The 12,688-nt window shown below is 76.4% G+C and carries 9 protein-coding genes; 4 read left to right on the top strand and 5 right to left on the bottom strand.

What is annotated here, in order from left to right:
* Positions 1 to 64 precede the first annotated feature (64 nt).
* Positions 65 to 1,762 carry a S8 family serine peptidase gene (locus NPS70_RS21785; RefSeq protein ID WP_256526132.1) on the bottom strand — a complete coding sequence of 566 codons (1,698 nt, stop codon included), beginning with the start codon at positions 1,760 to 1,762 and terminating at the stop codon, positions 65 to 67.
* Between the two features lie 726 nt (positions 1,763 to 2,488).
* On the opposite strand from NPS70_RS21785, the gene NPS70_RS21780 reads away from it, so the two are divergent.
* Complete coding sequence (locus NPS70_RS21780) at positions 2,489 to 3,196, top strand: alpha/beta fold hydrolase (RefSeq protein ID WP_256526054.1); 708 nt, start codon at positions 2,489 to 2,491, stop codon at positions 3,194 to 3,196.
* Between the two features lie 78 nt (positions 3,197 to 3,274).
* Here the strand turns inward: NPS70_RS21780 and NPS70_RS21775 are convergent, their stop codons facing one another.
* From NPS70_RS21775 to NPS70_RS21760, 4 genes are all read right to left on the bottom strand, one after another.
* Positions 3,275 to 3,706, bottom strand: a complete 432-nt coding sequence (locus NPS70_RS21775) for a pyridoxamine 5'-phosphate oxidase family protein (RefSeq protein ID WP_256526053.1) — start codon at positions 3,704 to 3,706, stop codon at positions 3,275 to 3,277.
* Positions 3,707 to 3,919: 213 nt separating this feature from the next.
* A complete protein-coding gene (locus tag NPS70_RS21770; protein WP_256526052.1) occupies positions 3,920 to 4,129 on the bottom strand; it encodes a hypothetical protein in 210 nt (69 codons plus the stop codon).
* Positions 4,130 to 5,167: 1,038 nt separating this feature from the next.
* On the bottom strand, positions 5,168 to 6,697 hold the full coding sequence (locus tag NPS70_RS21765) for an amino acid permease (RefSeq protein ID WP_256526051.1): 1,530 nt from the start codon (positions 6,695 to 6,697) through the stop codon (positions 5,168 to 5,170).
* A gap of 189 nt (positions 6,698 to 6,886) precedes the next feature.
* Positions 6,887 to 7,876, bottom strand: a complete 990-nt coding sequence (locus NPS70_RS21760) for a hypothetical protein (protein ID WP_256526050.1) — start codon at positions 7,874 to 7,876, stop codon at positions 6,887 to 6,889.
* A gap of 548 nt (positions 7,877 to 8,424) precedes the next feature.
* On the opposite strand from NPS70_RS21760, the gene NPS70_RS21755 reads away from it, so the two are divergent.
* From NPS70_RS21755 to NPS70_RS21745, 3 genes are read left to right on the top strand one after another with little or no spacing between them, the layout of a single operon-like run.
* Positions 8,425 to 9,894 carry an FGGY family carbohydrate kinase gene (locus NPS70_RS21755; RefSeq protein ID WP_256526049.1) on the top strand — a complete coding sequence of 490 codons (1,470 nt, stop codon included), beginning with the start codon at positions 8,425 to 8,427 and terminating at the stop codon, positions 9,892 to 9,894.
* Positions 9,891 to 11,330, top strand: coding sequence for an FAD-dependent oxidoreductase (locus NPS70_RS21750; protein WP_256526048.1), 1,440 nt, complete (start codon positions 9,891 to 9,893; stop codon positions 11,328 to 11,330). Before NPS70_RS21755 ends, NPS70_RS21750 begins: the two co-directional genes overlap by 4 nt.
* Positions 11,327 to 12,577: an FAD-dependent oxidoreductase gene (locus NPS70_RS21745; RefSeq protein ID WP_256526047.1), complete on the top strand. Its 1,251-nt coding sequence runs from the start codon at positions 11,327 to 11,329 to the stop codon at positions 12,575 to 12,577. Before NPS70_RS21750 ends, NPS70_RS21745 begins: the two co-directional genes overlap by 4 nt.
* Positions 12,578 to 12,688: the final 111 nt, after the last annotated feature.

Genomic DNA, 12,688 nt, shown 5'->3' with positions numbered 1-12,688 from the left:
CGCGCCCCCGGCCGAAGCCGTGGGGCGCGCCGCTGACCTGCGGTGTTGTCGGTCACCGGGTGGGTCAGAAGGTGAGGCTCCAGGAGTCGATGTAGCCGGTGTCACCCGATGCCACATCGCGGACCTGAAGCTTCCAGGTGCCGGCCGCGGTCTCGCCGGAGGCGTTGACCGTGTAGGTGCCGGTCACGTTGTCGGCGCTGTCCGAGCCGCTGCTGTTCTTCAGGCGGTACGTCGACCCGTCCGGCGCCACCAGGTCGATGACCAGGTCACCGCGCCAGGTGTGCTTGATGTCCACGCCGACCTTCAGGTCGGAGGGGGCGTTGCCGGAGACGCCGGTGACGGTGATCGAGGAGGCGACGGTGGTGTAGTCGTAGATCGGGACGTTCGCCGTGTTGCTGAAGACCGAGCCACCGGGGGTGGTGGTGCCGGTCACGGCCTCGACCGTCTTGGCGGCGTCGGCGATGCCGGCCCCGCAGCCGCCCGAGCAGGTGCCGGGCAGGGGGCGGGCGTTGGCCTTGATCGCGGCCTCGATCTGCGCCGGGGTGAGCGAGGACTTGGCCGACTTCAGCAGCGCGGCGAGCCCGGCGATGTGCGGGGCGGCCATCGAGGTGCCCTGGTAGGGCGCGTAGTTCTCGGAGCCCTGCACCGTGGCACCGGCGTTGAGGGTGGACCAGATGCCGTTCTGGGGCGTGGTCACCGTACCGGGCGTGTCGGTGCCGCGACGGGTCTCGCCGCCGGGCGCCGAGACGTCCACGATACTGCCGTAGTTGGAGTAGAAGGAACGATTACCCTCGCGGCTGGTGGACGCCACGTTGATGATGTTGGAGCAGTTGGCGGGCGTGAACGCGGAGGCGTTGGCGTTGCTGTTGCCGGCCGCCACCACCACCGTGCTGCCGCGCGAGACGGCGCCGTTGATGGCGTTCTGGTAGACGCTCGGGCAGCTGCTGCTGGGACCGCCCAGGCTCAGGTTGATGACCTTGGCCGGGGTCGGGTTGGACGGCACGCCCGGAACGGAGCCGCCCGAGGCCCAGGTGATGGCGTCGGCGATGTCCGACGAGGAACCGCCGCACTTGCCGAGCACGCGCACCGGCTGGATCTTCGCGCCGTGGGCGATGCCCGCGATGCCCTTGCCGTTGCCCGTGGCGGCGGCGATGGTCCCGGCCACGTGCGTGCCGTGCCAGGAGGAGTCGCCCGCCCTCGAGTTCGGGCCGCACTCGCCGTCGGTGAGGTTCCAGTCCCCCTCGTCCTTCGGGTCGCTGTCCCGGCCGCTGCCGTCGCGGGCCTCGGAGGAGCTGGAGATGAAGTCGTAGCCCGGCACCACGTTGGCGGCGAGGTCGCTGTGCGCGGCGTAGCCGGTGTCGATGACCGCGACGGTGACGCCGCTGCCGGTGGTGGTGTCCCAGGCGGCGGGCACGTTCATGCCCCCGGTGGCCTCGAACAGGTCCCACTGGCGCGGGTACTCGGTGTCGTTCGGGGTGGCGGCCATCGGGTAGGCCCGGATGTCGGGCTCCACCGAGGCGACGGACGGGTCGGCCCGGAAGGCCGCCATGACCTCGGCGACGTCCTTGGAGGACGCCTCACCGCCCAGGTCGACGAGGGCGGGGCCGCCGGCGAGCCGGCGCTCGAAGGACAGGTCCTCGCCCGTCCGTTCGGCCTTCTCCTTGGCGTCGGAGGTGGCGGCGCCGTTCGACGCGGCCTCCGCCGTACCGGACTTGTAGGTGACGATGACCTTCTCGACCGGCGCGGCCGGCGGGGCGGACATCGACTGCGAGGCCGGTGCGGGGTCGGATGCGGGAGCCATGGGCGCTGCGGCGAACGCCACGGGAGCCGTTGCGACGACGCCGGCGAGCGTTGCGCTCGCTGCCGCCACGGCTATGAGTCTCCGCCTGGAACCGTTCAAGGTGTTCCTCTCAATGACGGTTTGGTGGCGCGGGCGGGCGGCGCGGGAACCGTGGCGCAGTGTGGGGGTTGCGTATCCCACGGTTCCCCGGGCCGGGTGAGCCCTCGCGCCGCCGCTCGGCACGTCGGCCCTGGGTGGGACCGACACCCGCGAATCCCTTCATGCACCTGACAGGCCAGCCGGGTCGGGCTCGCGGGTCAGGGAGGTTCGGGATGCGCCGGTGCGCAGACATTAGGAAACGCCGAGGTGAACGCGATACGGGGAAAACCCTTGTCACCCTTTTCGGCCACGGAGGGTGGCGTGAGGGTCACGGCTCCCGGGCCGCCCGGACCGCCGCCCGCCAGCGGCGACGCGGCACGGGCACGGAGCGGTCCACCAGCGGCTTCCCGCCGTGCCGGACGCGGCGCGCCCGGCACCCCGCACCCCGCCCCGGTGTTCGCCCCCGGCACCCCGCCCGCGCTCCCGCAGCCCGCCCCGGTGTCCGGGCCCGTCGCCGCGGCCCTGTCTCCGTCGCTGCACGGCTGCCCGCACCGCGGGGCGCCTGCCGCGCCACCGGCCGCTGTCGTACCCCCCGGCTAGCGTCGGGACATGACGGAATTCGTGCTGGTACCAGGGGCATGGCTCGGCGCGTGGGCATGGGACGAGGTCGTACCCGCGCTGCGCGAGGCGGGCTGCGGGGCCCATCCGCTGACCCTCGCCGGCCTCGCGGAGCGGGCGGGGGAAGAGGTGGGGCCCGGGGCCCACGTCCAGGACGTCGTCGACGCGATCGAGCGCCGCGACCTGCGCGACGTCGTCCTCGTCGGCCACAGCTACGCGGGCATACCGGTGGGGCAGGCGGCCGGCCTGATCGGCGACCGCCTGGCCCATGTGGTCTACGTCGACGCCGTGGTGCCCGCCGAAGGCGCCTCGTTCGCCTCCGTCTGGTGGCAGGGGCGGCCCGCCTTCGAGCAGGCCCTCGCCGGAGCCGGAGGCAGGTGGATGCCCCAGGCGGCTCCCGACTACGCCGGGCAGGGTCTGACGGATGCCCAGGTCGAGCGCATCGTCGGCGGGTCGACACCCCACCCGGGGGCCTCGCTCACCGATCCCGCCGAGCTTGCGCGGCCCGTCGGGGAGCTCCCCTCCACCTACGTCGGCTGCCTCCTCGACGCCCCGGAGCCCGGCCCGGACGTCGCCGCGCTGCTGACCGGCGGCACCTGGCGCCACGTCACGATGGACACGGGCCACTGGCCGATGTTCTCGCGCCCGGCCGAGCTGGCGGCGGTGCTCCTCGACGCCGCGCACCGTCCGGGGCGCTGAGGGCACCGCACTCCCCGGCGCGCGGGGCCCGCCCCCGGGCTCCGGCGGCCCGTCCGGGGCCGGAGCCGGGGCCGCTCGTCAGAGCGTGCCGATGTCGGTGCCCAGCCACCGCTGGGGGCGCATCCGCACCACCACCTGCACGCCGTGGGTGCGCCAGGCGAAGTCCACATAGCCCGCGACCTTCTCCGCCGGGAGGTAGCGGCCGGCCAGTTCGGTCAGCTGCTCCCGGGTGGCCGGTTCGACGGCGGTCACGGGCCCTTCCACGGACACGTACCGGATGGACGGCGCCAGGCGGTCCACCATCAGCGTGAACCGCTGCGCCGCGGCGATGAGCTCCGCCTTGCGGGAGTCACGCCCCGTCAGGATCCACACCTCGCCGCCCGGTGTGTACTGGTACCAGATCGGCACGGTCAGCGGCGCGCGGTCGCCCTTGGCGCCGGCGTCGACCGACAGGGCCGCCACATGGGGCTCGGCGAGGAACTGCTCACGCTCTTCACGGCTCAGGGCCATCGGATGCTCCTTCGGGTCGAGAGGGAGTGCGGTCGAAAGGGAGTGCACACGCACAACGGACGGCGAGCGGGAACCCGTCCCCGGTCCGGAGCCGGTCCCGCTGTGCCAGCACGCAGTCTCCGCCGTGCACGGCCTCCGGGGCGGCGCCGTGCCGCGCGTGTCGCGCAACCGCCCGTAGGGGCAGTGCGGTGGCGGGCCACTCGCGCCGGGCCGTCACCGGCGGGGCGGCCGCCTTCCGGGGTCCTTGCCGAGGCCGTCGCCGATCCTGACGAGCCATACGGCGACGAGGGAACCGATGGCGGGGAGGGCCAGGTTCGCCGCGGCCCTGAGCCCGCCGTGGAGGTAGACGGCGATCCCGGCGAGGTGGATGAGGACGGCGATCGCCGAGGTGGCGATGCGGGGGAAGCGGTGCTGTCGCGGCATGGTGTGGGTGAGGGGGGCAGGAGACGGGGGAGGGGCCGGGGCCGCCGGTCGGCGGCCCCGGCGGGGCGCGGCGCGGGGGAGCGGCGCCCTGGGCCGGGCACCGGCCGCCGACGGGCTCCCGCGGGTGTGCAGGGCGCCTGACGGCGGCTCCGCGGCGCGCAGCGCGCGACGGCGGTCGCGGCGGGTGGACCGGGAGCCGCTGCGGTGCCGCGTGCGCCCGGCCGGGCGCCGGCCGGGCCGCGGAACGGGCGGGCGGCGGGCGGTCGCCGACGGCGCCGCCGGGCCCGTGCCGGGGACGCGGCGGGACGGGAGCGGGGCAGTAGCGGGAGGAGGACCCGCGTGGGCGTCAGGTCCTGCCCGGGAGGAGGACCCGCGGGGGCGTCAGGTCATGCCCGGGCGGGGCGACGAGGAGGCGCCGCCGCGCACGGTGCGGGTCGCGGCCTCCCCGCCCTGCGGGGGAAGGGGCTGCCGGGCGCAGCCGGGCCCGTGGCGTCCGCCGTGCGCGGCACGGCGGACGCCACGGCTGCACCACCCGCCGTGGCGACGGCTCGTCGGGCTCCGGCCGTGCGGAACCGGGTCCTCGGACTCATTCTTCCCCCTGGAATGCGGCGGGGCGCTGGTCGGGCGTCCCGCGTGGTGGCCCGGGGAACAGTAGTACTCACACGCGGTGTTGCGTACGCGCCCGTTCGGGATCTGAGCGAAACTTGAGCCTCGGCGCCTCGGGCCCCGTCGTCGCCCGGGTGCCCGTCCCGTGCGGCGCCCGCCGTGTCGGGCACCCGGGCGGTCTTCCGCCCCGGTGCCGCGGTCCGGGGCGGCCCGTGCACGTCCCGGCGCGGCCGGACGGCCGACCGGCGGGACCCGGGGACGGGTGCGAGGCGCGGAGCGGGTGCGTCCGGGGGAGGTGCCGCGGCCGGACGCCGGCCGGTCCGGGCCCCCGGCTCCCGGACGGCTCGGCGGACCGCCTCCTCGGGGAGCGGAGGCGGGGGCCGCCGCCCGGACACCCGGCGCGGGGGCCGGTGCGCTCGGGGCTGCGGCCCCTCAGACGATGTGCTCCTCGATCTCGGCTCCCTCCCGGGCGCTGCCGTAGGCGGACGGCGTGCTGTACGACCTGCGGGCCACGAACCACCACACGGTGGCCAGCGCCAGCACGGCCACCAGCGCGATCGAGGCGTAGTTCATCGAGTCCGCGGTCACCGGGTGCGACTGGGGCAGGCAGAACAGCACCGTCACACAGGCCACCCAGCCGACGGCGACCCAGCCCACCGGCTTGCTCCAGCGCCCCAGGTTCCACGGACCGGGCTGGAAGCGGTCGCCGGCGCGCAGGCGCAGCAGGACCGGGATCGCGTAGGCGGGGGTGATGCCGATGACGTTGATCGCGGTGACCGCCCCGTAGGCGGTGGGCGAGTACAGCGAGGGCAGGGCCAGCACGCACGCGAAGCCGACGGACAGCCACACCGCGGGCACCGGGGTCTGCGTCCGGCGGCTGACCCGCCGCCACAGGCCCGAACCGGGCAGGGCGTTGTCCCGGCTGAAGGCGAAGACCATCCGGCTCGCCGCCGCCACCTCCGCGTTGCCGCAGAACAGCTGGGCCGCGATGACGACCAGCAGCAGCGCGGAGGCCCCGTCGGTCCCGAGGGCGTCGATGAAGATCTGGGCGGGCGGCACGCCCGTCGCGCTGTTGAGGGTGGCGTCGTAGTCCTGGATCGCGAAGGTGAGCCCCGCGAGGAGCGCGAAGCCGGCGATCCAGGAGACCCAGATCGCCCGCACGATCCCCTTGGCCGCGGCCACCGAGGCGTTGGAGGTCTCCTCCGACAGATGGGCGGAGGCGTCGTACCCGGAGAAGGTGTACTGGGCGAGGAGCAGGCCGATGGCGGCCACGTACACCGGGTTGTCCCAGCCCGTGCCGTTGACGAACTCGCCGAAGACGAACTCGGGGGACTTGTGGTCGGACGGGACGACGGCCAGGATGCCGACGATCAGCGCCACACCCGCCAGGTGCCACCACACGCTGATCGAGTTGAGCACGCTCACCAGGCGCACCCCGAAGAGGTTCAGGGTGGCGTGCAGCAGCAGGATGCACACGAACACGATCATCGTGGACCCCGCGGTCGGCTCGATGCCGAACTGGAGGTTGAGGAAGGCGCCGGTGAACAGGGCGCACCCGTAGTCGATGCCCGCGATGGCGCCCAGCAGTCCCAGCAGGTTCAACCAGCCGGTGTACCAGCCCCACTTGCGCCCGCCGAGCCGGTCCGCCATGTAGTACAGCGCCCCGGACGTGGGGTAGGCGCTGGTGACCTCGGCCAGGGCCATGCCGACGAAGAGCACGAACAGCCCGACGCCGAGCCACCCCCAGAGCATCACCGAGGGGCCGCCGGCGCTCATCCCGAAGCCGTACAGGGTCATGCAGCCGGAGAGGATGGAGATCACCGAGAAGCTGATGGCGAAGTTGCCGAACCCGCCCATGCGGCGGGCCAGGACCGGCTGGTAGCCGAGTTCCCGCAGCCGCTCCTCCTCGTCCTTCGGCGGCACCGGGTCGGCGGACGACCACGTGGGCGGGGACAGGGACATCGGTCAACCTCCGGTGCGGGAAGCGGGGTGCGGGGTGCGGACGGGTGCGGGGTGCGGACGGGTGCGGGGTGCGGACGGGTACGGGGCGCCCGGGGCGCGGTGGCGGGCGTGCGCACGGCGCGGCCCGGCCTGCGGGCGCGTGGGGGCCGCGGCGGGGCGGGGGCCGGGCCGGGTTCCGGGGGGTGGCTGCTACTCCCTGCGCGCGGCCGCCAGGCAGCGGCTGCGCGCCCGCAGGAACACCTCCTCGGCCAGCTCGGTGTCCCCGGCGTCGCGGGTGCGGAAGCACCACGGCTGGGTGGTGTAGTACGGGCCCAGGGCCTCGAAGACCCGCGCAGCCTCGGTGAACAGCTGGGCCCCCCACAGCGCGTGGGCCAGGTGGCACAGGTCGGGGAGCGAGCGCGTCCGCGCCGGTGCCAGGTCGAACCAGTCGTGGAGCGCGCGCCGGGCGTCGCGTACCGCGTCCTCGGTGACCCAGTGCAGGTCCAGGGCCCGCTCCTGGCCGTTGACCCGGCGGTAGCGCTCCACCCGGACCTGCAGCGGCATGACCTTCAGCGGCGAACCCGCCGGGGCGGAGGTCGAGGCCCACTGGGAGAAGTCGACGGCCTCCGACAGCCGGGGGCTCGCCCGGCGCCCGTACGCGAACTGCAGCATCCGCTGGTACGCCTCGCGGTTGTGGGGATCGCGCCGGTCCGCCTGCGCCAGCAGCCCCCAGGGCCCGGGGAAGAGCATCGGGCCCGGCGGCGCGGCCCGGTGCTCGTCGAGCTGCTGCCGCTCGTCGAGGCGGGAGAGCGCCAGCAGGCACACCCACGGCACCGGATCGGCGGGCGCGGCCTGCGCGGCGGCCCGGCACGCCTCCCAGGCCCCGAACCACAGTTCCTGGGTGCGGTGGTGGTGTTCCCGGTGCGCCCGCAGCGCCCGCTCCACGGCCACCCGGCAGAGCATCACCGCCACCAGCGGACTTCCGGGCTCCTCCACCTGCCAGGCCCGCACGGTGTCGGAGCCCGCCGCGACGGCGGCCAGCACCTGGGTGCGCTGGGTCCACAGCGCCCAGTCGGGCGTCGCGTCCAGCAGGTCCCGCATGGCGACCCAGCGGCCCGTGCGCAGGTCCTGGAGGGCGGCGCGCAGCTCCTCGTCGTGCCCGGCGGGGTGGTACAGCGGGCGGAAGCCGTCCTGGGTCATCGGACGACCGCCCCGGGAGCCGGACGGGCGGGGGAGAAGGGGCCTAACACGTCGCCGGGGCCCCCGCTCCCGTCGGGCGGGTCCACGGGCCGGGCGGGGCGCCGGGCGGTGCGTTGCGCGTCATGGAGTCCTCGGAACGGTACGGGTCGGGCGCCCGGGACCGGCTCGGGCAGGCGGTATCGCCGCCGCTCGGGGACGTCGCGGCCGACGCCGTCCGAGGTCGGGTTCCGGGCGCTCCCGGTGGTCGGCCGGGGACCCGTCGGAGGGACATGGGATGCGGCACCGGCGGTCGGCCGCGCCGCGCCGATCCTACTCGACCGGGGCATGACGGCAAGGGCTTACCGATCACACATCCTTCACATGACGGATAATCAATTATTGTGGCCAGAAGCATTCTTGACGGTCCATCGGGGTTCGGTCAGGCTGATCCCGACGATCTTGGAGATCCGGTCCCCGCAGCGCCGTCCCGACGGCGGAACGGCCCGGCCCCGGCCCGCACGTGCCGGGGAGGCGCCGGGGGCCGCGAGGAGGACGGCGGGACGACGGCAGTGACGCAACCGGTTCTCGCCCTCGACCAGGGCACCTCGGCCACCAAGGCGCTCGTCGTCTGCCCCGAGCGTGGTGTCCTCGCCTCCGCCACCGTCCCCGTCACCCCGCGCCACGGTCCCGGAGGCCGGGTCGAGGCGGACCCGCGCGAACTCCTCGACTCGGTCGTGACGGCCGGGCGCCGGGCGCTGGCCGAGGCGGGCGAGCCCGTCGCCGCCGCCGGTCTCGCCAACCAGGGCGAGACCGTGCTGGCCTGGGACCCGGCCGGCGGCGAGCCGCTCACCGACGCCCTCGTCTGGCAGGACCGGCGTGCCGCGGGCCTGTGCGAGACGCTCGCCCCGCACGGCCCCGAGCTGCGGCAGCTCACCGGCCTGCCCCTCGACCCCTACTTCGCCGCTCCCAAGATGGCCTGGATCCGCCGCGAACTCACCCGCGACGGTGTCGTGACCACCAGCGACGCCTGGCTCGTCCACCGGCTCACCGGGGCGTTCGCCACCGACGCCGCCACCGCGGGCCGCACCCAGCTGCTCGACCTCGACCGGGTGCAGTGGTCCCCCCGTGCCCTGGAGCTGTACGGCCTGGCGGACGAACGCCTTCCCGAGGTCGTCGACTGCGCCCGCCCCGTCGGGGTCACCACGGCCTTCGGCCCCGCGATCGCGCTCACCGGCCTCGCGGTCGACCAGCAGGCCGCCCTGTTCGCCCACACCGCCGCCGGACCCGCCACCGCCAAGTGCACCTACGGCACCGGGGCGTTCCTCCTCGCCCGGACCGGCCCCCGCCCGCTGCGCACCGGCGGCGGCCTCGTCAGCTGCCCCGCCTGGCGCCTCGCCGGGGCCGCGGAGTACTGCCTCGACGGCCAGGTCTACGCCGCCGCCTCGGCCGTCCGCTGGCTCGTCGACCTCGGGGTGCTCTCCGCGCCCGCCGACCTCGACGCCGTGGGCTCGGCCGTCCCCGACTCCGCGGGGGTCCGCTTCGTCCCCGCGCTCGCGGGCCTCGCCGCCCCCTGGTGGCGGGGAGACGTGCGCGGCTCGCTCACCGGACTCGGGCTCGGCACCCGCCCCGGCCACCTGGTGCGTGCCCTGGTCGAGGGCATCGCGGCCCAGGTCGTGGAGCTCGCCGAGGCCGCCGGGCGCGACCTGGGCGCCCCCGCCGCCGCCCTGCGCGCCGACGGCGGACTGACCCGCTCCGCCCTGCTGATGCAGACCCAGGCCGACCTGCTCCAGCGGCCCGTGGAGGTCTCCGCCCTCCCCGACGCCACCGCCCTCGGCGTCGCGGCCCTCGCCCGCCTCGGCGCCGACGCCTCCCTGGACCCCGGGGAGGCCGCCCCGCCCTGGCGGCCGTCCGCCGTCTACGAGCCCCGGATCGGTCCCGACGAGGCCGCCGCCCGCCTCGGGGCCTTCCGGGAGGAGGTCGGCCTGCTGCTCGCCCGGGGGCCGGGCGCGGCGGGCCGGGCCGGGGCCGCCGGAGCATGAGCGTCACCCGCACCGGCGCCCTGCCCGGCACCCTCCACGACGTCGCCGTCGTCGGAGCCGGAGTCGTCGGCACCGCCATCGCCCGCGAACTCGCCCGGCACCGCCTGACCGTCGCGCTGCTCGACGCGGCCGACGACGTCGGCACCGGCACCTCCAAGGCCAACACGGCGATCCTGCACACCGGCTTCGACGCGACCCCGGGCACCCTGGAGGCCCGCCTGGTGCGCGAGGGGCACCGCAGGCTGTCCGCCTACGCCGCCGAGTGCGGCATCCCGCTCGAAGGCGTCGGGGCGCTGCTGGTGGCCTGGGACGAGGAGCAGCGCGCCGCCCTGCCCCGCCTCGCCGCCAAGGCCGCAGCGGGCGGCCACCGCGAACCCCGCCTGATCGGGCCGGAGGCCCTGCGCCGTGCCGAACCGCACCTCGCCCCCGGCGCGCTGGCCGCCCTGGAGGTCCCCGGCGAGTCCGTGATCTGCCCCTGGACGACCACGCTCGCCTACGCCACCCAGGCCGTGCGCGCCGGTACCGGGCTGCACCTGCGCTGCCTCGTCACCGGCGTCACCGACCGCGGTGACCACCATGAACTCGCCACCGGGAGGGGCCCCTTGCGGGCCCGGTACCTCGTCAACGCCGCCGGGCTGCACGCCGACACCCTCGACGCACTGCTCGGGCACCGCGACTTCACCGTCGCGCCCCGCCGCGGCCAGCTCCTCGTGCACGACGGGGCCGCCCGCCCGCTGGTGCGGCACATCCTGCTGCCGGTGCCCACCGCGCGCTCCAAGGGGGTGCTGATCGCCCCCACCGTCCACGGCAAGGTCCTGCTCGGGCCCACCGCCGAGGACGTGGACGACCGCAGGGCGACCGGGTCGACGGCCGAGGGGATCGAGGCGCTCCGGGCCGCCGGCCGACGCATCCTGCCCGCGCTCGGGGAGGAGGAGGTGACGGCCGTCTACGCCGGACTGCGCGCCGCCACCGAGCACCCGGACTACCGGATCCGCTGCCACCGCGACCAGCGCTACGCGGCCGTCGGCTCGATCCGCTCCACCGGCCTGAGCGCCTCCCTGGCCATCGCCGCGTACGTCGCCGAGGCCCTCGGCGACGCCGGTCTCGACCTCGGGCCCGCCCGGGACCTTCCTCCCGTGGTGATGCCCAACATCGGGGAGGCCGCCCCCCGCCCCTACCAGCGGGGCGACCTGATCGCCGCCGACCCCGCCTACGGCACCGTGCTCTGCGCCTGCGAGCGGGTCACCGAGGGCGAGATCCGCGACGCCCTGCACTCCACGGTGCCGCCCGCCACCCTTGCCGGGCTCCGCCGCCGCACCCGGGCCCGTGCCGGGCGCTGCCAGGGCTTCTCCTGCGGCCCGGCGGTCCGCGCGGCCTTCGACGCGTACCGCGGCACCCGGCCGGGACCCGGGGCCGCAGAGGCGGGGGAGCGGTGAGCCGCCGCGAGCGCGCCGTGGACGCCCTCGTCGTGGGTGCCGGGCCGGCCGGGCTCGCCGCGGCGGCCGAACTCGCCGCGGGCGGCGCCGGAGAGGTGGAGGTCCTGGACCACGCGCCCGGTCCCGGCGGGCTGCCCCTGCATCTGACCCATCGCGGGTTCGGTCCGCGCCGCAGCCCCCTCGGCGGCCCCGCGTACGTCCGCCCCCTCGTGCGCGCCGCGCTGGAGGCGGGAGCGGCCCTGCGCCCGCGGGTCCTCGCCACCGGAAGCCCCGCCCCCGGAACCGTGGACGTCACCCACCCCGGCGGCCTGGAGCGGATCACCGCGCGCGCGGTCGTCCTCGCCACGGGGGCCCGCGAACGGCCCCGCGGCGCGCGCCTGATCCCCGGAACCCGCCCCGAAGGCGTGCTGACCGCCGGCGAACTGCTCCGGAGCGTCCGCCTCCACCACCGCCCCGCGGGCCGCAGGGCGGTGGTGGCCGGCACCGGACCCGGGGCGCTCGCGGCGGTGCGGGCGCTGCGCGAGGCCGGGGCGGATGTCGTCGCGCTGGTCACCGGGCACCCCGAGGCGCCCCTCCTCCCGCCGCGGCTGCGCGTCCCCGTGCTCACCTCGGCGGCCGTGGCCGAGGTGACGGGCGCGGACGGCCTCTCCGGCGTGCTCGTCACCGGGCCCGGTGCCGCCGTGCGCCGTCTGGACTGCGACACCCTGGTCCTCACCGGCGAGGGCGTACCCGAGTGCGAGCTGGCCCGTCTCGCCGGGGCCGCGCTGGACCCGGCGACCCGCGGCCCGGCGGTGGACACCGCGCTGCGCACCTCCCTCGCGGGGGTGTTCGCGGCGGGCGACGTGCTGCGGGGCGGGGGAGACGCCCCCGGCGCGGCCGCGGAGGGGCGGCACGCAGCACGGTCCGCGCTGCGCCACCTGGCGGGCGGGGGCCGCCCCGCGGGTCTGCTGCGGCTCGACGCCGTGGCACCGCTGGAGTGGATCACCCCCGGTCTGCTGCCCGTCCCCGGTGAGCCGCCGCCCCGGGGCCGGTTCACGCTGTCGGTCTCGCGGCGCGTCGACGGGCCCGTCCTGCTGGCCGAGCAGGACGGCCGACCACTGGGGCGGTGGCCGCTGCCGCACACGGCCCTCCCCGGCCGGCCGCTGCACCTGTACGGGATGCCCTTCGCGGCTGCCGACCCCCTCGGCGGCCCGGTCCGGGTCCGGATCGGGCGGACGTCCTTCCCGGCGGGCCCGTCCCGCGGCTGACGCGCCCCGCCCCGGGAGGCCCGGCCCCGTGCGGCGCCGCCCGGCCGCGTGTCGGCTCACCCGTTCGGAGCAGCAGAGAGTCGGGCGGGCGGGCCGCACGGCCGACAGTGG

It is taken from the genome of Streptomyces sp. C10-9-1 (assembly GCF_024497955.1).
Lineage (GTDB): Bacteria > Actinomycetota > Actinomycetes > Streptomycetales > Streptomycetaceae > Streptomyces > Streptomyces sanyensis.
The sequence above is the reverse complement of the archived record's forward strand: the minus strand, read 5'-3'. Positions and strand labels throughout refer to the sequence as shown.